The following is a 21,676-nucleotide window of genomic DNA, read 5'->3' on the forward strand; positions in this document are numbered from 1 at the left end:
ATGTTTTCGGTCGAGAAAGTAAAAGAATTTTTCAAAGGTAATATTTCAATCAGTGAGCCGCTGAGCAGGTTTACTACTTTTAGAATCGGTGGTCCTGCTGATTATTATCTCGAACCGAAAGATCGTGACGACTTGTTGAAGCTCATCAAGTATTTAAAAGAAATTAATTATCCATATATCATCATTGGAAATGGAAGCAACATTTTAATAAGCGATGACGGAATTCGTGGTGCTGCAATCAATTTAGAATTTGGATTTACAAAAATTGAAGTAATGAAAAACAAAGTCTTTGCAGAAGCGGGTATTCGTTTATCAAAATTGGTTGATGTTTGTATTGAACATTCTTTGGTTGGAATTGAAAACTTAGCAGGAATTCCTGGAACTCTTGGCGGCGCAATATTAATGAATGCGGGTGCTTACGGCGGAGAAATTTCAGACTATATTAAAGTAGTTGAAATTCTGGATGGAACTGAAATTAAATTTCTCAAAAAAGAAGAATGCGGTTTCTCTTATCGGAAATCCAATCTGGAAGGAAAAATCATTCTATCAGCCGAATTCGAATTACCTTTTGGAGATAAAACAAAAGCTAAAGAAAGAAGAAAGGAATTATTGCTTAAAAGAAATCAAAGTCAACCTGTTGAGCTGCCGAATGCAGGAAGCATCTTTAAAAATCCGTCGGGAGATTATGCAGCAAGATTAATTGAACAAGCAGGATTAAAGGGATTGACGATTGGCGGTGCAAAAGTTTCGGAAAAGCATGCAAACTTTATTGTCAATTTTAATAACGCTTCTGCAAATGATGTATTAGAATTAATGAAAATAATTCAGCAGACAGTCTTTCAAAAATTTGGAATAATGCTTGAGCCAGAAATTAAAATGATTGGTTTTGATAAAGACAGGGTAAAAGTTCAATGAAGAAGTTTGGACTTTACATATTCTCGATATTATATGTTGCGCTAATCATATTCCTGATAATTCTTGCAAAAAAATATGAACCAAAATATCGAGTTGAAAATCTGGTAATCGTTAATAATAAAATTGTTCCAGTAGAGGTCTTACTTGATTTTATTAAAATTAAAGATAAGGAAACATTGAAAGAACTAACTGCAGAGATGATTCTGGATCGAATTGAAAAATATCCCTATGTCAAGGATGTTGAAGGAATGTTTATTGATACAATTACATATTTAGTTAAGATTAAAGAAGTTGAACCGTTTTTTATAGCTGTTACAAATCTTGGAAATTTTGTGGTGACCAGAGAAAACAAAATTTTACCTGAAGATCCTCGTCTGAAAATTCTTGATTTACCAGTCTTAACTGTTTCAAATAAACTAAATGCTAACGACGTGAATTCTAAAAATGAAAATTTCTTAGTCGGATTCAAATCATTTAGTAACATTTATAAAACTGATAAAGCATTGTTTGAGATAATTTCGGAAATGAATATTGATAACGAAAAGAAATTGAGTTTGTATTTAACGAAACCTAAAGGAAAAATAATTGCTGGAAATGAAGTTGATAAATCTATTGCACTTTATCTTTCTGAATTCTGGAGACAGATCATATTAAATGCACCAGATGTTAATTACGATTACATCGATTTAAGATTTAAAGATCAAATAGTTGTTAAACATTCGAATAATTCCAGAACGAGTTGATATGAAAAGAAACATTATTGCAAGTCTTGATATCGGTACAACAAAAACCTGTGCGATTATCGCAGAGAAAGATAAAGATAATCGTCTAAATATTCTTGGTATTGGAACTGCAAAATCCGAAGGGATGACAAAAGGAACAGTTGCAAACATTCTTACAATTTCTGAATCAATTAAGAAGGCAGTTACTTTAGCTGAAGAGCAGGCAAATTTAAAGATTAATGCTGTCAATGTCGGTGTAGCTGGTATATACATCAATTCAATGAGATATCGAAACTTTGTTCTTATCAATAACCCTGATTCATTAATTACAAAAGCAGATGTAGAAAAATTAATTGAAGATGTAAAAGTAAGCAGAATCCCATCAGACTATTTTATTCTTCACATAATTCCAGAACAATACATAGTAGATGGTGAGAATGTTGTTGATAATCCTGTTGGAGTAATGGGTAAAAAACTGGAAGCTACGCATCACATAGTTTTAGCCCAAAAGACTTCTACAGAAAATTTAAAAATGGCTGTCGAGAGAGCGGGTCTAAAAATTAATAAAATGATTCTTCAACCTCTTGCATCGGCTAATGCTGTTCTTCATCCAGAAGAAAAAGAACTCGGCGTTGCATTAATTGATATCGGAGGAGGCACAACTGACTTAGCTGTTTATGTTAATGGGACAATAAAACATACTCGAGTAATTGGAATTGCGGGCAGTCATGTAACTAACGATATAAGAGAAGCTTTCAATCTAATCACTGAGCAAAGCGAAAGAATAAAAATCGAATACGGTTACGCAACAAATAAAGCATTAGTTCAAGATAGTGAGATTCCAGTTAGAGTTAGTCCTGTTCGACAGGTTACAATCTCTTTGAGCATTTTAACTGAGATTATTCAATTAAGAATGAAAGAGCTATTTATAATGATTGACAACGAACTGAAGAATGCAAATCTAAAAGATAAAATAAAAGCGGGATTTGTTTTGACAGGAGGCGGTTCACAGTTGAGAGGGTGTACAGAACTTGCGGAAGAAATTTTTGGCAAGCAAACAAGAATTGGGATCCCGCTTGATCTTGGCGGTGGAATGTCGAGAAAAGTTGAAGATCCAAAATTTTCAACTGCCGTCGGTTTATTGCTCAATGGTATTCCTTCAATTCCTGATTTTAACGCAGAAAAAATTGAGTATTCATCACAGAGAATATCACTAAAAAATGTTTTACAAAAAATTTTTGATTTCTTTAAAGAATTTTAATCAACCAAACAAAATAATGGAGGATTTATGTCTCTAAATCGTCTTGACCACATACCCCCACGAAGAACTTATGCAATCTTCATTGATGAAGAACCCGAAGAACAACCAGTTGCAAAAATAAAAGTGGTTGGAGTAGGAGGCGGAGGTTGCAACGCAATTAGCAGTATGATTACACGCGGTCTTAATGGCGTGGAATTTATTGCTATCAATACAGATGTGCAAAGCTTGAATACCTGTCTTGCACCAAACAAGCTTCAAATTGGTGCTTCAATCACAAAAGGCTTGGGCACTGGAGGAAAAGTCGAGCTTGGGAAAAAAGCCGCTGAAGAAGATCGCGAGAAAATTTTAAAAGCACTTGAAGGTGCTGAAATGGTATTTATTACAACTGGTGAGGGTGGAGGTACTGGAACAGGTGCATCTCCAGTTGTGGGAAGTATTGCAAGATCAACCGGTGCATTGGTTGTTGCTGTTGTAACCAAGCCATCTGCACTTGAAGGAACTCAAAGAGGTAAAATCGCTGAGAAAGGGATTGCGGAGCTTCGTGAGTACTGTGACAGCTTAATTGTTATTCCTAACGACAACATTAAGCATGCAATTGATAAAAATGTTTCAGTTTTTGCAGGTTACGATAAGCCAAACGAAGTTTTGTACAATGCTGTCAAAGGCATTAGTGACTTAATTCTCAGAAGTGGAAGAATTAATGTTGATTTTGCCGATGTGAAAACTGTTTTGCGCGACAGCGGTGATGCAATTATGGGAATTGGCAGAGCAAGTGGTGAAAACAAAGTTATTGAAGCTTTGAATAAGGCAATTAGTTCTCCATTGCTCGAAGAAATTGACTTAAGACATTCTCACAGTGTCTTGGTTAACTTTACTGGCTCTGACTCTATGACCTTTTTCGAAGTTGATGAAGCAATGAAAAGATTGCAAGAAATGCTTAATCCGAATTGTTTCATTAAAGTTGGAGTTGTACATGACCAGGATATGGGCGATGAAGTAATGGTAACCATTATTGCAGCTGGTTATAATAAAATTCCAAAATTGCAAAAACCAGTTGATGAAACACCTAACTTAACACTTATCGATGGAAATGATATCGTTTCCGGCGGTCAACTCGTTGGTCCTGATGGTTCAGATATTACAACTGAAATTGATCTAGATTTCTTACCAGATACTACTTATAAACCAGAGAACGATAGTCAATATGAAATTCCAACTTTTAAAAGATTAAAACCTAATAATCCTGATGATAACATTAAGAAAACTGAAAAAGATCAAGAGCAAGACAAAAAGGATAAAAATGAAACCGATGATGAGTTTTTGAAAGAAATCAAAAAACAAAAAAGAAAAGATGATGATGAAAGTGATACTTCTGCTTTTCTCAGAAAGTTAATGGACTGAGTTTCCCCCCTTAACATTCCCTTAAACATATCGCTCCCTATACTTTTCTTAAGTGTAGGGAGTTTTTTTTATCTTTAAATATCAAAATTGATCTTTTCTTATTCATTCTGTAACTAACTTTTTTTGTCATTGAAAATTTTAGAAGTTCTGAGATAAAAAAATTTTAAGTGTAATCTATGATTAGAGCAATTTTATTTGATATGGATGGAGTGATTGTAGATTCGCTCCATTATCATTATCTCGCCTGGGATAAAATGTTTAGTGATCGCGGTGGTAAAGTTTCTGAACATACCGTTCTACTGCATGAGGGAAGAAATTCAAGAGAAATTTTACCAATTCTAATAGAAGAAACAAAAGTTTATATACCTGAAAATGAATGGGATGATTTCATAGATAAAAAGAGAGAATATTATCGTTCAATTGTTGAATTAAAATATTTCCCGATGGTTTTCGAAACAATTCAAGAATTAAAAAATCGAGGATTAAAAACAGCGCTGGTGACTGCTTCTGCTCGGAAAAATATGGAGAAAGCAATTCCTGAAGATAAACGAAAATTATTTGATGTAATTTTAACTGCAGAAAATTTCAGAAAGGCAAAGCCTAATCCTGATCCCTACCTCGAAGCGCAAAAAAGATTGGGTGTATCCGTAAATGAATGTGTTGTGATTGAAAATGCTCCCCTTGGTATCGAAGCTGCAAAAAATGCTGGTATGATTTGCATAGCAGTAGAAACAACTCTTGGAAGGGAATATCTCACTCAAGCAGATTTTATTATTAATTCAATTAATGAATTAATTGGTTTCTTCCCTATTTTGAAAAAATGATTATGTCAGTATTTGATGACAACTATTAAATTGATAAAATTTTTACTCATCTTTAACTTTGTAACAATGTATAGATTTTTGATTGCAGTTAGTTTTTTACTTATTAATTTCTTGACAGACTTAAAAGGGCAGCAAAGCTTGAAAGGACGCTTTGGCTTTGGATTAGGTTATTCATCTGGAATTGAACTGAGCAGCTTTGAAGTGCTTAATAGAAATTTTCTAAAATTAAATGAAAAAGGTTTAACTGATAATTTGAAACTTGGCGGATTTTCAGGTTACTTTTACTTTTTAATATTACCTGACACAAGAATTAGTCTTAATTTTTTTCAAGGTGAAAAAGAAACTCAGCCTTCGCAAGGTAGATTCTTAAAATATGAACAAGACCTCTGGAATTTTGGTTTTGAGTATACTTTCTCGATATCTCACTTAAATGTCAGCCCTGGATTTATGTTTGGTGTCGTAACAGATTATGTTGAATTAATTAATTACGATGGTTCTCAGAATTTCTCGAATTTAATTGGAAGCTTTAATCAATCTAACTACTCATCGAGTCTAATTAATTTTGAAAATAAAGCGTATCATATTTCACCAGGAGTTTCGCTGGAATACAGTTTAAGCAGATTTGTTGCAGCAAGAATTAATTATAGTTACTTAATCAGGTTAAATGAAGATTGGAAATTTTTAAGGAGGTTTTCTTTATCAAATTTTCCATCTGAAATCTTAGAAAATAATCACCTGATTAATTTTGGAATTTTAATTGGATTTATGTCTAAATAACAGGAGAGCAAATTGCAAAAAATACTTGTAACAGGCGGCTGTGGATTTATCGGCAGCAATTTTATAAGGTATGTCTTAAAAAATTCAGATTATGAAATTGTAAATATTGATAAGCTTACTTATGCAGGTAATTTGAAAAACCTCGTAGATATTCAATACAATCAAAGATACAAATTTTATAAGGGCGATATTTGTAATTACGAGCTTGTCTCTTTTATAGTTGAAAAAGAAAAAGTAGATGCAATCATAAATTTTGCAGCAGAATCCCATGTTGATCGAAGCATTCTCTCATCTCAAGAATTTATTCGGACAAATGTGACTGGTACAAACGTTCTATTGGAAATAACCAGAGAGTATGAACTAAAGAAATTTCTTCAAATATCCACTGATGAAGTTTATGGTTCTTTAGGTCCCGAAGGAAAATTCACTGAAGAAACTCCACTCTCACCGAATAGTCCATATTCAGCTTCGAAAGCGAGTGCGGATTTACTTGTGAAGGCTTACAATCACACTTATGGAATTCCCGCTCTAATTACCAGATGCTCAAATAATTATGGTCCTTTTCAATTTCCTGAAAAATTGATTCCATTGATGATAATTAATGCATTAAACAACAAACCATTACCTGTTTACGGTGATGGAATGAATGTTCGTGATTGGATTTATGTGGAAGACCACTGTGATGCAATCCTTCGAGTTTTTGAAAATGGACGAATAGGTGAAGTTTATAATATTGGTGCAGAAAATGAAAAACCCAACATCGAAATTGTAAAATTGATTCTAAGAGAACTTGGTAAGGATGAGTCATTAATTACTTTTGTAAAAGATAGACCGGGACACGATCGACGCTATGCAATTGATGCGACAAAAATAAAAACAGAACTTGGCTGGAAGCCAGCTCATACTTTTGAAACAGCCATTAAAGAAACAATAAACTGGTATATCCAAAATCAATCCTGGTGGAAAGAAATTATTTCAGGAGACTACCTTAATTATTATAAAAAATGGTACGAGGAGAGATAAATGAATAATCTTGAACAAAAAATAAAATCAAAAAAAGCAGTCATTGGAGTGGTTGGTCTTGGTTATGTTGGACTTCCACTCGCTGTTGAATTTGCATTAAAAGGTTTTAAAACTATTGGTATAGATCTTTCAAAATGGAAAGTCGAAAAAATTAATAAAGGAGAAAATTATATTCAGGATGTTAGTGATAAAGATTTAGAAAAAGTTGTAAAGAAAGGTTTATTGACTGCTTATGATAATTATATTCTCATCCCAGAAATTGATGTAATATACATTTGTGTTCCGACCCCATTTACGGAAAATAAAGACCCTGATATTACATTTATTGAACAAGCTGCGGAAGAAATTTCCAAAGGACTTAGAAAAGATCATCTTGTCATTTTAAAGAGCACAACTTTCCCAAATACAACCGAAGGAGTCGTCCAGCCAATTTTAGAAAAATCAGGACTGAAAGTCGGGAAAGATTTCTATCTCGCATTTTCACCTGAAAGAATTGATCCTGGTAATAAAGTCTGGACAACCAAGAACACACCAGTTGTAGTTGGTGGAGTTACCAAGAAGTGTACTGAACTTGCCGCACTTGCAAATGCGCAGATCATTGAAAAAGTCGTAAAAGTTTCTAATCCAAAAGTTGCTGAAATGGAAAAACTTTTGGAAAACATTTTTAGAAGTGTAAACATTGCACTTGTAAATGAAATGGCTCTGCTTTGTGATCGAATGGGCGGGATAAATGTTTGGGAAGTTATCGAAGCTGCTTCTACAAAACCATTCGGATTTATGCCTTTCTATCCAGGACCTGGAATTGGCGGACATTGTATTTTGATTGATCCTTATTACCTTGAATGGCAGGCTCGTTCTTATGACTTTGTGACTCACTTTATAAGAATTGCAGCCGAGACAAACGAAAATATGCCTTTCTATGTAAAACATATGATTTTAAGAGAAATCAGTCAGACGGATAAATCAATTCAGAATTCTAAAATTTTGTTTTTGGGTGCTGCATTCAAAAAAGATGTTGATGATACCCGTCATTCTCCTGCAATTAAAGTTATGGAATTATTATTAAAAGATTTTGACGGATTAAATTTATGTTACAATGATCCTTATGTGCCAGAAATTGAAGTCAATGGTTTAAAACTAAAATCAGTCAATCTTACTAAAAAATTACTTAAAGAAATGGATCTGGTTGTGATTACAACAAATCATTCAATTTATGATTATGACTTTATTGTTCAGAATTCAAAAAAAGTAATTGATACAAGAAATGCGACAAAAGATGTAAAGAAAAACAGAGAAAAAATTGTACTCTTAGGTTCCGGATCAAAGAAAGGATATTCAGTTTGAAAAAGATAATCTCCGTTGTTGGTGCAAGACCGAATTATATGAAAGTTGCACCAATTCATCGAGCTTTCCAGAAATATTCAGATAAAGTTCAGCATTTGATTTGTCATACTGGTCAGCACTACGATGTAAATATGTCCAAAATCTTTTTTGAAGAACTTGAACTTCCACAACCAGATTTTTATCTCGGTGTGGGTTCGGGTTCACATGCTGAACAAACTGCAAAAGTTATGATTGAATTTGAAAAAGTATTATTGCAGGAAAAACCCGATCTTGTAATTGTTGTAGGTGATGTCAACTCAACGATTGCATGTAGTCTTGTTGCTGTAAAACTTGGAATTAAAGTAGCTCATGTCGAAGCAGGGTTAAGAAGTTTCGATAGAACGATGCCTGAAGAAATCAATCGTCTGTTGACAGATCAAATTGCTGATTATTTATTTGTTACTGAAAAAAGTGGAATTGAAAATCTTAAGAATGAAGGAATTTCTGATTATAAAATTTTCTTCGTTGGGAATACAATGATTGACTCGCTGGTTAATTATTTACCAAAAATTGAAAATTCTACAATTCTTGAAGAACTAAATCTTAAGCCATTTGAATTTATCGTTGTTACTTTGCACAGACCAAGCAATGTTGATGAACCAGCAAATCTTATAAAAATTTTTGAAGAGTTTAGAAAGATTGCGGAGAAATATAAGATTGTATTCCCAATTCATCCAAGAACAAAGAAAACACTTCAATCAAGCAATGTTGATTACAATCATCCTAATATTTTATTAATTGAACCTGTTGGTTATATTAGTTTCATAAAGCTTGTTAAAAATTCATTGATTGTTCTTACAGATTCTGGTGGAATTCAGGAAGAAACTACTTTCTTGAAGATTCCATGTTTGACATTAAGAAAAAATACAGAAAGACCAATTACAGCTGAAATTGGAACGAATAAATTGATTGGAACTGAATATCATAAAATAGCGGAAGAATGTTTTAAGACTATCAATAATCCACCACAGAATTCTCAAATTCCACCACTCTGGGATGGAAGAGCCTCTGAAAGAATTACTGCAAAAATCATTGAACTTTTGAATTAATAAGAGAGAAGAGTTATGAAATCGATTAGTCTTAGATTGATTTTTGTTATTTGTTTGATTCAAATTCTTTATGGTCAATCATATCAGCAGGATAAATTGCAATCATCTATTGTTTCTGCACCTATCAGTGTGACCATAGGTGGAAATTTTGTAGTTAATGGAACTTATTCAGCCTCGGCAAATGAAAGAGTTGATCAGTTTATAACTCGTATGTTTGCAGTTGGCAGATCTCAATTAATTTCTACGGTTAATCCTCAAAGTCCAGATTATGAATATCGAGTTGCTGCTTTAATTAGGGAAATCGAAAAATATCCAAGAAGGGATATAACATTAAAAAGAGCAAATGGCGAGATTTTGAAATTAGATTTAGAAAAATTTCGTTTGACCGGTGATTTTACTCATAATCCTTATCTCAAAAACGACGATGTATTAATTTTCCCTACATATGATGAATTCAAAGATTTTATAAGAATTGAAGGGGCTGTAAATAAACCAGGGAAATTTCAATTTATGGAAGGTGATAAAGTTGAAGATGCAATTGTTTTAGCTCATGGATTAGATCCAGCATATGAAAACATTAAAGAAATGGAAATTTATAGATTAACATACGAGGGTGAACTGGATACGATTCTAAGATTAACTTTCGATCCGAAATTTAAATTGCAGAGAGGTGACAGAGTTAGAATCTTAGGCATCGCTCCACAAAAAAATGATTATACTGCATATATTGCTGGGGAAGTAAATCAGCCAGGAACGATTATTCTCCCTAAAAATGGTTTGCCTCTTCGTGAGGCTTTTAAGCAAGTTGGTGGAATTAGAGAGACTGCCGATTTATCAAGAACTGAATTAATCCGCGGTGCAAATGCCTTTCGTTCAATTTTCTTTTCAGAACAGTTCGAAGAACTTATGATGCGACGAATGGCTAATATTAAAGAAGAGGATTCATTGAACTTTATCATTGACAATAAATTAAGATTTTCTCGTGGCGTTGCTGCTTATGATTTCACAAAATTAAAATCCGAAATTGTTGATCCGGAGACTTTAATTGTTAGAGATGGTGATTACATTTTCGTCCCACCAAAGATAGAACTGGTTTATGTTTTTGGACAGGTTAATAATTTTGGTTATGTAAAATATGTTCCTGGAAAAGATTATAATTATTACATTCAGCAAGCAGGCGGTTTGGGTCAGACAGCAAAAGACGAAATTTATTTAATCAAAGGAAAATCACGAGCTTGGATAAAATTAAATGATAAGGAAAAGGCTGAAATAGAGCCTGGTGATTTCATCTGGGTTCCGAAAAAACCAATTCGTGATTTTGATTACTATGTTCAGAGAATTGGTTTTGTTGGAAGCATTGTTACAGGTATTATGACCACATTAATTTTACTTCTGAAAAAATAATTTGAGGTTTATTGATGGAAAGTAAAAACGAAGCAACAATTGGAAAATCATTTGTAGAGTTTCTTGTAGTTTTAGTTAAGTACCGAAAATTTTTAGCGATTTTTATTTTAAGTATATCTTTAATTTCAATTAGTATCGCTTTAGTTTCTCCTAAGTGGTATAAAGCAACTGTCTCAGTTCTCCCGGCCGAAAAAAGTGATTTATTTTCAACCTTAACTGGTCTTTCAAATCTAACAAAAAGCTTTGGTGCATCTCGTGCAGCTCGTGGACTTTCTGCAATAACTGGAGAACCTACTGAGCTCGACAAATATATCGCCATATTAAAAAGTGCAACTATTACAGATGATGTAATTAAAAAATTTGACTTGCGAAAAGAATACAAAATGGAAGATGACTATTACGAAGATGTTGTAAAAAAATGGCAGAAAAATTTAGAACTCGAGATTCAGGAAGAAGGGAATCTGACAATAACCGTTTATTCCAAAGATCCTAAGAAAGCTGCTGATATCGCCAATTATCTTGTCGAAAGATTGAATGATGTTAATACTCAGCTAAGTGTAACAAATGCAAAAGCAAATCGTGAATTTATTGAAAAAAGATATTTGCAGAATTTAGAAGACATCAATCGTCTTGAAACAGAAATGAAAGAGTTTCAGCAGAAATACGGCGTGATGGCAATTCCAGAACAGATCGAAGCAACCGTTAGATCAATGGCTGAAATTTATCTTGAAATGTATAAGAAAGAAGTTGAATATAATGTAGTCAAACAAAACTATGGTCAGGATCATCCACTTACAAAGTATGCCAAAACTAATCTTGATGAATTGAGAAAAAAGATCGAACAATTAAATCAAGGCACAGATGTTTCTCAGAAAGATGTAAAACTTCTAATACCATTTAAAACTGCACCAAAACTCGCAAATGAATACCTAAAGATTTACAGAAATCTGGAAATTCAGTATAAAATACTTGAGTTCATTCAACCTTTGTATGAGCAGGCAAAAGTAGAAGAGGTGAGAAATACTCCAAGTGTTCTCGTACTTGATAAAGCAGGTCCACCGGAGAAGAAAGCAAAACCACGAATTAGAATTTATTTTTTGATTGGATTTGTATCTTCACTTGTGTTAGGAATTTTAATTGTATTTACTAAAGAAATGTTTGAAAAATTAAAAGTATCTGATCCGGAAAAATATCAATACATTACAGGCTGGTTAAAGTTCGGTAAATCGAAGACATTATAATTTTTTTGATGAAAATTCTTCAGATAAATAATTACACTTATAATCGAGGTGGTGCGGAAACAGTTTTTTTTAGTTTGGTTGAGCTTCTTAGGTCTAAAAATCACAACATAATTACCGTCGGTAAATATAACGACAACAGCCCGCCCAAAGTTGATTATTTAATTTCTGAAAGCCAATTTTTTTTTAATCGCTTCTATTCTTTCAAATCAAAATTGATTTTAGAAAAGATTTTAAGTGATCAAAAGCCAGAAATAGTCCACATTCACAACATTATTGGCGGAATTACATTTTCTATTCTTCCAGTAATTAAAAGATATCGCATACCAATTGTAGCTTCAATTCATGATTTTAGATTACTATGTCCTGTTGGAATATTTGTAAATGGGAAAAAAGAAATCTGTGAAAAATGTAAAGTTGGTAAATATTATGAAGGTATACTAAACAAATGCAGTCCTGATGGATATTTGAAAAGCTCGATAGTTGTTTCTGAAAGCTATTTAAGAGATTTGTTCTTCCCGCATTCAAAATTCTTTGATGCTTATCTTTTTGTTAGTGAATTTACCAAACAAAAGTTTTTAGAATATTATCCAGAGATCGAAAGCAAATCTTATGTACTTTATAATTTCACGAATACATTTTCGTTTACTCGAAAGAGAGGAGATTATTTCCTTTACTTTGGTCGGTTAGATAGAGAGAAAGGTTTATTAACTCTTCTCAAAGCTTTTTCTCAATTGAAAAATATAAAAATAATTATTCTTGGTTCTGGTCCATTTGCTAAACTTATTGAACAATTTAATTCAAATAAAAATATTGAGTATCTGGGTTTTAAAACGGGTGCTGAACTTAGAGAGTTAATAGAAAATTCTCAATATGTAATCATACCTTCTGAATGTTATGAAACTCTTTCAATGAGTGCAGTTGAGGCACTTTCTTTATCTAAACCAATTATTACATCAGGATTAGGTGGTTTGAAAGAATTACTTGATGATGGTAACAACGGATTTATTTTTGAACCAGGAAATTTTAAAAGTTTAAAGGAAGTAATAATTAAAGCTTATTCAATTACAGATGAAGAATATTTCAGAATGAGTGAAAGTTGTTTTGAATACGCTAAAAAGCACTTTGATAAAGAGAATTATTATCAAAAACTAATTTCGGTTTATCAGTCACTGGTAAAAAATTAATGACAGTCACAACAAGGATACGCAAAAATACTTTTTATACAACGATAACGATTTTTTCCAGATTATTTGCTAATGTTTTTTTATTCTGGTTTCTTGCCCGATTTTATGGACCCGAACAATTTGGTCAATTTACATTTGCTCATGCTCTTGCGACTACATTTATAATTCTTGCCGATTTTGGTCTTGATGTTTTATTAATTACTGAGATATCAGCTCATTCAGAATCAAGAGTTGAGTATATTCAAAAACTTATTGGGATAAAGTTATTTTTTGTTGTATCAGCATTTGTTCTAATGATATTTATCTCACAAATATTCCCCTTAGGTAAAAAAGCATTTAATTTAATTTTAATTTTTGCTTTCTATCTTGTCTTTACTTCCTTAAATAATTTTTTATTTGGAATTTTTAGAGGGTATGAAAAGTTTAGTTTAGAGTCCAGAGTCTCGGTAATAATTAATTCATTACTGGTTTTTGTAACGGTTGCTCTTATTTACTTAAAATCCGATTTAGTTATTATTGCTGGAGCATTTTGCTTAACGAGATTTTTAGGAATTGTTCTTAGCTACATTTACTTAAAAAGATTGGACAGCTCTATAAAATTAAAAATTGATTTAAGCAATTTAGGTTTATTAAAAAGTAAAGCTCTAATTTTTGGTCTGCACCTTGTGTTTAGTTATCTGTTCTTTCAAATCGATACACTCCTTCTTGCTAAAATAAAAGGAGAATATTCAGTTGGAATTTATCAGTCTGTCTTTAAATTAATAATGCTGCCTTTAGTTGTACCGGATATATTGATAAATTCATTTTTACCAACACTTTCAAGATTATATGTAGAAAAAAAAGAAGATTGGTTGCGTGTTGGAAGTTCAATGGGAAGAATTTTGTTTATGGTTGTAATTCCAATTTCAATAATATTATTTGTTTATGCAGATGAGATTATTCATTTGATTTACCGGAGCGATCAATTTTTCGATGCAATAGTTGTTCTGAAAATATTCGCGTTAATTTTATTTGTTAGATTTACACTTGAACCTTTTGCACTAATGCTTACCACTTCAAACAGACAAATTCTAAGAATGTACACAGTTATTTCTGCAACTATTCTAAATGTAATATTTAATTCGATTATCATTCCAAAATACGATACTAAAGGTGCCGCAATCGTTTCATTGGTTATTAATTCATTTGTGGGTATAGTTTATTTCCTTGCTATGGCTAAAGATTTTCATAAGTGGTTAATCAACATTAAAAATTTAGTTCTTATATTTTTAAGCCTTATTGTAATAACTCTGATACTCAACTTTTTAATGATTAATTTTGTATTGCAAATTTTGATTTTCATTACATTCTATTCTTTAATCATCTTTTTCTATTTTCTAAATAAAGACGAGAAAGAATTGATACAATCGCTTGTGAATAAGTTAAGAAATTCTTTTTGAGATGGAATTAATAATTTTATTTTTGAGCATTTTAGTATTTGTGATTATATCCTTCTTATGGAAAGGGAGTGACTTATTTTCTCCTGCTAAGTTATTCACTTTCATCTGGGCAATAGTTCTTTTTCTAAGTCAATTAAAATTAAGTTATTATCAATTTGAATGGGATTCTTTCAGCTGGTTTATTGTGCTTCTTTCTTTAATATCTTTTTTGCTTGGAAATTTTGTTGTTTATACAATTTATTTCCAGACAAAAATTCAAAGCATTGCCGATGGAAGAATTCATTTAATGAAAGCAGAATCTCTCGATGAAAATAAACTTTCACTTGGTATTACTGCATTATTCCTAAGCTATATTATCTCATACTTAGTAATTTGGATGATTGTCGGTTATATTCCAGCATTTACTTATAGACCAAATATTACGAGAGTTGGTTGGGGAATTTTTGGATTTGGTCTTTTTATTCACCTTACTCCGTTAATCTTGTATTTAATCATTGTTTACTGGATTAAATTTAAAATTCAGACGAAAAGATTTTTATTTGCTGTTTATTTCATCATTACCTTTGGGAGTTTCTTTCTGCTTTATCAGAGATTTAGTCTAGTCATTGGAATAATATTAAGCTTAGTCTATATCTACTATGGAACGACTAAATTTAATCTCAAAAATTTCTTTTTAATACTTATTCCATTGATCGCTTTAATTTTTGGTTTATCTACAATTCGAGAGAGTGAGCTTTTTGTTTATTATCTCTATTACCTTTCAAATATGAAAATCAGTATTAAATATGCAGTGATTACCGAGCCGTATATGTATCTGGTTATGAGTGTAGAAAACTTTGCGTATGCAGTTTCAAAGTTGCAAGATCACACTTATGGTTTATATACTTTTGATTTCTTGACAGCACTTTCGGGTCTCAAACATACCTTGAAAGAACACTTTTTCATTTCTGATTTTCCGCATTTGCTTTCTCCATTTTATAATACTTACACTACCTTCTTTATCTTTTACAGAGATTTTGGAATTCTTGGAAGTTTCTTTTTCCCATTCGTTATTGGTTTTCTGATCTCACATTTTTACTACAGAATGAGATTGCGTCCTTCATTACATACAATCTCGGTCTATGGAATGTTTGTGATAATTGTTGTGTTCTCATTTTTTATTCCACTGATAACCTGGCTTTATTTTGTTTTTGATTTTGTCGTTATTTACATGGTTACTAAGATGATTGTATATAATTATCAGGAACGATTAGATGGAGTTTTTGCGTGAGAATTGCATTCGATTGTCGAGTACTAGAAAGGCAAATGACTGGAATTGGAAGATATTTATTAAACATTCTAAATGAAATTCCAGGATATGATAAGAAAAGTCAATACTTCTTAATTTCTAATCTAAAGCTTGCTCACATTAAAAATGATTTTTACACTTACATTAATCTTAATAAGAAATTCATCAATGGTAAAATCTTCACTCCAATCTGGTTAAATTATTTTTTGCCTCCTGTTATTAGACAAAATAAAATTGATGTATTAATAGGACCAAATATTTTAATTCCAACTACGAAAAAACTGAAAGATGTAATTCGAATTTCTATCGTTCATGATATAATGCCTTTAACTCATCCCCAATTTTTCCCATTCTTTTATAAAAATTACTTAAAGATTTATCTCCCATCTTCAATAAAGAGTTCTGATTTGATTATAACTATATCAGAGGCGTCGAAACGTGAAATTCTTAATTACTTTGATTTAGAAGAAAATAGGATAAAAATCGTATACAATACTTTTTCAGAAAAGTTTAGAAAATTAAGTGAAGACGAATTATTATCATTAATACCTAAATCAAGACTTAAATTACCAGAGAAGTTTTTGCTTTATGTCGGGGTTCTTGAGAAAAGAAAAAATATTGGATTGTTTATAAAGCTTGCGGATAAGATTAATGAAAATAAACTTGATTTTAAGATAGTTCTTGTAGGAAGACCTGGTTTTGGTTTTAATGAATTTAAAGAGGAACTGGAGAAGCGATCAAATATTATTTCCATCATTCAAGGTGCTGATGATAGTGATTTATTACTTCTTTATAACAAAGCATTTGCTTTAATTTTCCCATCGTATGTCGAAGGTTTTGGGCTTCCACCAATTGAGGCTATGGCTTGTGGAACTCCAGTTATTGCTTCAAATTGTGATGCATTAAAAGAGATTCTAAATGATGCAGCTTTACTTCATGATCCTGATGATGTTGATGGAATTTTTAATTCTATACTTAAATTGAATTCCGATCAGAGATTTTATAATGCAATAAGCGAAAAGTCAATTGAACACTCAAAACTATACTCAAGAGAGAATACTATGAATTCTTTTATGAACATAATAAACTCAATTAAAGCGTGATTTTAGTAATGCAAACTTTTCTTACATATACCTTTTTCGCTTTAATTTTACTGGTAATTAATTCTTACATATTATATCCGGTTTTCATTTACATCTTATCAATTTTATTCAAAAAGAAAATTGAAATTTCAAATGAAAGTTACCCGCAAGTTTCAATTCTAATTTCTGCTTATAACGAAGAAAAAGTTATTGAGAAAAGAGTTCAGAATATACTGAACTCAAATTATGATATGGATAAAATTGAGATACTAGTAGGATCTGATTGTTCAAATGATAGAACAAATGAAATTTTGAAGAACCTTGAAAATGCAATTCCTCAATTAAGAGTTTTTATTTTCAATGCTCGTCGTGGTAAGGCAGGTGTTTTAAATGACCTTGTTGATTACGCCAGAAACGAAATATTAATATTTACTGATGCTAATACAGAATTTCATCAGGATGCAATAAAAAAAATGGTTCAATATTTTAATGATAAAAGAGTTGGAGGTGTAAGCGGAAGATTAGAGTTGGTTGAAACTCATGAACATATTAAGGAAGGAGTTGAAGAAAAAAGATACTGGCAATACGAAACAATTCTTAAGAAGTCTGAAGGTAAATTGGGAATTTTAATCGGAGCAAATGGCGGAATATTTGCAATCAGAAAATCATTATTTGTAAAAGTACCTTTAGATAAGCCAGTAACGGACGATTTTTTTATTTCACTTAATGTGATTAAACAAGGTTATTGGCTTATCTACGAACCAGAAGCTGTCGCATTTGAATATGTTGCAAGAGATGTCAAAACAGAATTTAGACGGAAAGTAAGATTTGCAGCTACTAATTTCCAAACAATCAGTTTTTTTAGAGATTTATTATTTAATAAGAATATAATTTTGAGTTATGCATTTTGGTCTCACAAGATTATAAGATGGTTCTTGCCTTTTATTTTAATTTTGTTGTTTATCGTTAATGTTTTGATATTTGAACAACATTTATTTTTCAAATACCTGCTTTATTTACAAGTGATTGTTTATGGTTTGGGTTTAATTGGTTATTTGTTTTCAAAAATTAAAATAAGAATTGGAATAATTTCGCTTATCTCATATTTTTTAATTACTAATCTTGCTTTATTAATTGGTTATTTTAAATTCTTAAGGAAAAAGCATTCACTAATATGGCAGTCAACTCCGAGATAATTTATGTCTAAGTCAATCGAAAAAATACTTTTACTTGTTACAGATTTCATCACAATAAATTTAGCTTATATTGTTTATTTCTATTTTCGTGTTGAGACTGGTTGGTTTCAATTGATTTCAAGACCTGAGTTCTTACTCCCGATGCTTGTAATATATTTTTACTGGTTTCTTATTTTTCTTTTTGTAGGAATGTACAGAACCTGGTTTGCCGCTTCACGCTTCGATGAACTTACATTACTTTTTAAAACTTCATTTGTCGGTGTAATGATCTTATTCTTTTTAATTTTTATTGATGATCTATCGGCACCGTCGGGTTCAACTCAAAGATATTTAATTTTTATTTACTGGGGTATTTTCCTGCTTTTTGTTGGTTCGGGAAGAATTTTTGTCAGAAGCTTGCAAAGGAATCTGCTACTTCGAGGTATTGGTCGAAGGAATACAATCATTATTGGATACAACGAAAAAGCCAAAGAGGTTTTTAATGATGTGAATCGTGCTAAAGCGCTCGGTCTTGATGTAATTGGTTTCGTTCTGGTTGATGAAAATTCCGAAATAAAGGATGGAAATGGAAAAATTTTAGGAAGAATTAATGAAATCGAGAAAATTGTAAATGAATACAATGTTAAAGAAGTGATAATTGCACTCGATAAACACGAACATGAACTGATGCTTGATGTAATTGCAAAGTGTGATTTTAATGATCTGACAATTAAAATTGTCCCTGATCTATATGAAATAATCAGCGGGCAGGCGAGAACAAATCAGCTATATGGAATTCCATTAATCGAAGTAAATCCACAATTGATGCCGGTATGGGAAAGAAAGATAAAGAGATTGATGGATATCGTTTTTTCATTAATCATTTTAATTGTTACTCTGCCCATTACTTTATTAGTTGCGATTGCAATCAAACTTGACTCAGAAGGACCTGTTTTTTACAAGCAAATTCGTGTAGGGAAAGATGGTAAAGAATTTAAAATTTATAAGTTTCGTTCAATGTTTAAGGATGCTGAAAAACATACAGGTCCAGTTTGGTCTACAAAAGATGATCCAAGAATTACTCGAGTTGGAAAAATTTTAAGAAAATTCAGACTTGATGAAATCCCGCAGTTTATCAATGTACTTCGTGGTGAAATGAGTCTTGTCGGTCCAAGACCAGAAAGACCCTATTTTGTAGAAAAATTATCAAAAGAAATTCCATTGTATAAGCGAAGACTTAAAGTTAAGCCGGGAATAACTGGATGGGCACAGGTAAAACATAAGTATGATGAATCAATTGAAGATGTAAAGAAGAAACTCCAGTATGATTTATACTATATTGAAAATATTTCATTGAGAATGGATTTGAAAATTTTGTTCAGAACTATTTTTGTTGTTCTCTTTGGTAAAGGACATTTTCAGGATTGACCTTTTGTAAATGGGAAATTTGTCAGTTTGAACTTGTCGCAGTTGAAGTATGATATGCTGAGCTTGAAAGTTTTGAAAAAATGTTGTGTCGAAGGGAATGTCACCCTGAGCTTGACGAAGGGAATGTCACCCTGAGTACATCGAAGGGTAGTCTGACCTTTGAAATTATGTTTTTCACTCGCTGTCAAACTTCGATGAACTCAGATTGATAACGGAAATCTAAAATCACAATTAAAAATCAAAAAATGAGGTTTTATATGAACATTCAAATGGTTGATTTAAAAAGACAATACGATAAAATTAAATCAGAGATTGATACAGCAATCCAAGAAGTTTTAGACTCAACTCAATTTATTCTTGGAAAGAAAGTAAAAGATTTTGAAGAAGCAGCAGCAAAATATCTTGGTGTAAAATACGCTGTCGGTGTTGCAAATGGAACGGACGCACTTCAGATCGCAATGATGGCTTTAGGCATTGGTAAAGATGATGAAGTCATTACCACGCCATTTACTTTTGTTGCAACGACAGAAACTATTGTGATGCTTGGAGCTAAACCAGTGTATGTTGATATTGATCCAGTTTCATACAATATAGATGTAAAAAAGATCAGAGAGAAAATCACACCAAAGACAAAAGCAATATTGCCTGTTCATCTTTACGGAAATCCCGCAGAGATGGATGAAATTCTTTCAATAGCAAAAGAATATAATCTTTATGTAATCGAAGATTCAGCACAAGGATTTGGAGCTGAATATAAAGGTAGAAAGGTTTGTTCATTTGGAGATGTTGCCTGCATCAGCTTTTTCCCGAGTAAAAATCTTGGCTGTTATGGCGATGGTGGAATGGTCGTAACAAACAACGATGAAATTCATGAAAAAGTCAGGATGATTGCAAATCATGGTTCGAAGGTAAGATATCTTCACGAAAGACTTGGAATGAATTCACGACTTGATGCACTTCAAGCAGCAATTTTGAATGTTAAATTAAAATACATTGATGAGTGGAATAATCAAAGAATTCAAAACGCAAATTTGTATTCAGAAAGATTAAAAGGTCTTAAGCAAGTAGTTACTCCAACTTTTCCTGATTATTCAAAACATATTTTTCATCAATATACAATCAAAGTTGAAAATCGGGATGAATTGCAAAAATTTTTAGCAAGTAAAAATATCCCCACTGCCATACATTATCCAATCCCTTTGCATCTTCAACCAGCATTTAAAGGATTTGCAGATGAAGGTTCGCTTCCACTTGCCGAAGAAGCAGCTAAAAATGTAATCTCACTTCCAATGCATCCTGACTTAAAAGTTGAAGAAATTGATTACATCACAAATTCTATTAAGGAATTTTACTCAAAATGAATAAGGCAATAGTAATCATTCCGACTTATAACGAGTCAGAAAATATTAAGAAACTTATTCCAGAAATTCTAAAAAGAACTAATGGCGAGATAGATATTTTAATTGTTGATGATAATTCTCCGGACGGGACTTCTGATGTTGTTCGTAATTTCCAGAGAGAACATCAAAATATTTTTTTGATGACAAGACCAAAAAAAGCTGGACTTGGCACAGCTTATGTTGAGGGATTTAAATTCGCTTTAAGCAAAGGTTATGAATATATCTTACAGATGGATGCAGATTTTTCTCACGAACCAAAAGAGATTAAAAATTTCTTAAAAAGAATTCAGGAATGTGATCTTGTTATTGGTTCAAGATATAAAGATGGTGTTAGAGTCCTGAATTGGCCCCTTAGCAGATTATTCCTTAGTGTTTTTGCAAATCTTTATACTATGATAATTACCGGAATGCCAGTGAAAGATGCAACTGGTGGTTACAAATGCTTTAGAAGAAAAGTTCTTGAAGCGATTGATCTAGATAAAATTCGTTCCAATGGATACGCATTTCAAATCGAAATGAATTTTAAAGCTTATCGAAAAGGATTTAAAATCTGTGAGATGCCAATTGTATTTACAGATCGAGTTAAGGGTAAATCCAAAATGAGTAAAAAAATTGTAATTGAAGCCGCCTGGATGGTCTGGAAATTAAGAATTCAAAGTTTGATTGGAATGCTTCGTTAA

Annotated in this window: 19 protein-coding genes; all 19 read left to right on the plus strand. The window is 31.9% G+C overall.

Translation table 11 applies throughout. The annotated features are described in order from the left end of the window. Positions 1-915: a UDP-N-acetylmuramate dehydrogenase gene (gene murB, locus HPY57_09845; GenBank protein NPV12080.1), complete on the plus strand. Its 915-nt coding sequence runs from the start codon at positions 1-3 to the stop codon at positions 913-915. Continuing rightward, the gene (locus HPY57_09850) at positions 912-1,658 is read left to right on the plus strand and encodes a hypothetical protein (protein NPV12081.1); all 747 of its coding nucleotides are present in this window, start codon (positions 912-914) and stop codon (positions 1,656-1,658) included. Before murB ends, HPY57_09850 begins: the two co-directional genes overlap by 4 nt. A 1-nt stretch (position 1,659) precedes the next feature. Next, on the plus strand, positions 1,660-2,898 hold the full coding sequence (gene ftsA, locus HPY57_09855; GenBank protein ID NPV12082.1) for a cell division protein FtsA: 1,239 nt from the start codon (positions 1,660-1,662) through the stop codon (positions 2,896-2,898). Positions 2,899-2,925: 27 nt separating this feature from the next. Then, the gene (ftsZ, locus tag HPY57_09860; protein NPV12083.1) at positions 2,926-4,299 is read left to right on the plus strand and encodes a cell division protein FtsZ; all 1,374 of its coding nucleotides are present in this window, start codon (positions 2,926-2,928) and stop codon (positions 4,297-4,299) included. A gap of 176 nt (positions 4,300-4,475) precedes the next feature. After that, the gene (locus HPY57_09865; GenBank protein NPV12084.1) at positions 4,476-5,123 is read left to right on the plus strand and encodes an HAD family phosphatase; all 648 of its coding nucleotides are present in this window, start codon (positions 4,476-4,478) and stop codon (positions 5,121-5,123) included. A gap of 15 nt (positions 5,124-5,138) precedes the next feature. Continuing rightward, on the plus strand, positions 5,139-5,900 hold the full coding sequence (locus HPY57_09870; protein NPV12085.1) for a hypothetical protein: 762 nt from the start codon (positions 5,139-5,141) through the stop codon (positions 5,898-5,900). 12 nt (positions 5,901-5,912) lie between these two features. Beyond that, positions 5,913-6,923: a dTDP-glucose 4,6-dehydratase gene (gene rfbB / locus HPY57_09875; protein ID NPV12086.1), complete on the plus strand. Its 1,011-nt coding sequence runs from the start codon at positions 5,913-5,915 to the stop codon at positions 6,921-6,923. Further along, a complete protein-coding gene (locus tag HPY57_09880; GenBank protein ID NPV12087.1) occupies positions 6,924-8,267 on the plus strand; it encodes a nucleotide sugar dehydrogenase in 1,344 nt (447 codons plus the stop codon). It abuts the gene before it with no gap. Next, complete coding sequence (wecB, locus tag HPY57_09885; GenBank protein NPV12088.1) at positions 8,264-9,355, plus strand: UDP-N-acetylglucosamine 2-epimerase (non-hydrolyzing); 1,092 nt, start codon at positions 8,264-8,266, stop codon at positions 9,353-9,355. Before HPY57_09880 ends, wecB begins: the two co-directional genes overlap by 4 nt. A 15-nt stretch (positions 9,356-9,370) precedes the next feature. Further along, complete coding sequence (locus HPY57_09890) at positions 9,371-10,759, plus strand: hypothetical protein (GenBank protein NPV12089.1); 1,389 nt, start codon at positions 9,371-9,373, stop codon at positions 10,757-10,759. 14 nt (positions 10,760-10,773) lie between these two features. Further along, positions 10,774-12,000 (plus strand): hypothetical protein, encoded by a 1,227-nt coding sequence (locus HPY57_09895; protein ID NPV12090.1) that lies wholly within the window; start codon positions 10,774-10,776, stop codon positions 11,998-12,000. A gap of 8 nt (positions 12,001-12,008) precedes the next feature. Next, positions 12,009-13,184: a glycosyltransferase family 4 protein gene (locus tag HPY57_09900; protein ID NPV12091.1), complete on the plus strand. Its 1,176-nt coding sequence runs from the start codon at positions 12,009-12,011 to the stop codon at positions 13,182-13,184. Further along, positions 13,184-14,623, plus strand: coding sequence for a flippase (locus HPY57_09905; GenBank protein NPV12092.1), 1,440 nt, complete (start codon positions 13,184-13,186; stop codon positions 14,621-14,623). Before HPY57_09900 ends, HPY57_09905 begins: the two co-directional genes overlap by 1 nt. A gap of 1 nt (position 14,624) precedes the next feature. Further along, complete coding sequence (locus HPY57_09910) at positions 14,625-15,893, plus strand: oligosaccharide repeat unit polymerase (protein NPV12093.1); 1,269 nt, start codon at positions 14,625-14,627, stop codon at positions 15,891-15,893. Then, positions 15,890-17,014: a glycosyltransferase family 4 protein gene (locus HPY57_09915; protein NPV12094.1), complete on the plus strand. Its 1,125-nt coding sequence runs from the start codon at positions 15,890-15,892 to the stop codon at positions 17,012-17,014. Before HPY57_09910 ends, HPY57_09915 begins: the two co-directional genes overlap by 4 nt. A gap of 8 nt (positions 17,015-17,022) precedes the next feature. Then, complete coding sequence (locus HPY57_09920) at positions 17,023-18,189, plus strand: glycosyltransferase family 2 protein (protein NPV12095.1); 1,167 nt, start codon at positions 17,023-17,025, stop codon at positions 18,187-18,189. A 3-nt stretch (positions 18,190-18,192) separates the two neighbouring features. Further along, positions 18,193-19,596 (plus strand): undecaprenyl-phosphate glucose phosphotransferase, encoded by a 1,404-nt coding sequence (locus HPY57_09925; protein NPV12096.1) that lies wholly within the window; start codon positions 18,193-18,195, stop codon positions 19,594-19,596. Positions 19,597-19,853: 257 nt separating this feature from the next. Then, entirely contained in the window at positions 19,854-20,957 is a 1,104-nt protein-coding gene (locus HPY57_09930) for a DegT/DnrJ/EryC1/StrS family aminotransferase (protein ID NPV12097.1), read from the plus strand. Beyond that, on the plus strand, positions 20,954-21,676 hold the full coding sequence (locus HPY57_09935; GenBank protein ID NPV12098.1) for a polyprenol monophosphomannose synthase: 723 nt from the start codon (positions 20,954-20,956) through the stop codon (positions 21,674-21,676). The genes HPY57_09930 and HPY57_09935 overlap by 4 nt, the downstream gene beginning before the upstream one ends.

This window comes from Ignavibacteria bacterium (assembly GCA_013177855.1).
Taxonomy (GTDB): domain Bacteria; phylum Bacteroidota; class Ignavibacteria; order Ch128b; family Ch128b; genus Ch128b.

Excerpts from the sequence above, each read along its gene's own strand:
- murB (NPV12080.1), top strand. The coding sequence starts at position 1 with ATGTTTTCGGTCGAGAAAGTAAAAGAATTTTTCAAAGGTAATATTTCA.
- HPY57_09850 (NPV12081.1), top strand. The coding sequence starts at position 912 with ATGAAGAAGTTTGGACTTTACATATTCTCGATATTATATGTTGCGCTA.
- ftsA (NPV12082.1), top strand. The coding sequence starts at position 1,660 with ATGAAAAGAAACATTATTGCAAGTCTTGATATCGGTACAACAAAAACC.
- ftsZ (NPV12083.1), top strand. The coding sequence starts at position 2,926 with ATGTCTCTAAATCGTCTTGACCACATACCCCCACGAAGAACTTATGCA.
- HPY57_09865 (NPV12084.1), top strand. The coding sequence starts at position 4,476 with ATGATTAGAGCAATTTTATTTGATATGGATGGAGTGATTGTAGATTCG.
- HPY57_09870 (NPV12085.1), top strand. The coding sequence starts at position 5,139 with ATGACAACTATTAAATTGATAAAATTTTTACTCATCTTTAACTTTGTA.
- HPY57_09880 (NPV12087.1), top strand. The coding sequence starts at position 6,924 with ATGAATAATCTTGAACAAAAAATAAAATCAAAAAAAGCAGTCATTGGA.
- HPY57_09890 (NPV12089.1), top strand. The coding sequence starts at position 9,371 with ATGAAATCGATTAGTCTTAGATTGATTTTTGTTATTTGTTTGATTCAA.
- HPY57_09895 (NPV12090.1), top strand. The coding sequence starts at position 10,774 with ATGGAAAGTAAAAACGAAGCAACAATTGGAAAATCATTTGTAGAGTTT.
- HPY57_09900 (NPV12091.1), top strand. The coding sequence starts at position 12,009 with ATGAAAATTCTTCAGATAAATAATTACACTTATAATCGAGGTGGTGCG.
- HPY57_09905 (NPV12092.1), top strand. The coding sequence starts at position 13,184 with ATGACAGTCACAACAAGGATACGCAAAAATACTTTTTATACAACGATA.
- HPY57_09910 (NPV12093.1), top strand. The coding sequence starts at position 14,625 with ATGGAATTAATAATTTTATTTTTGAGCATTTTAGTATTTGTGATTATA.
- HPY57_09920 (NPV12095.1), top strand. The coding sequence starts at position 17,023 with ATGCAAACTTTTCTTACATATACCTTTTTCGCTTTAATTTTACTGGTA.
- HPY57_09925 (NPV12096.1), top strand. The coding sequence starts at position 18,193 with ATGTCTAAGTCAATCGAAAAAATACTTTTACTTGTTACAGATTTCATC.
- HPY57_09930 (NPV12097.1), top strand. The coding sequence starts at position 19,854 with ATGAACATTCAAATGGTTGATTTAAAAAGACAATACGATAAAATTAAA.
- HPY57_09935 (NPV12098.1), top strand. The coding sequence starts at position 20,954 with ATGAATAAGGCAATAGTAATCATTCCGACTTATAACGAGTCAGAAAAT.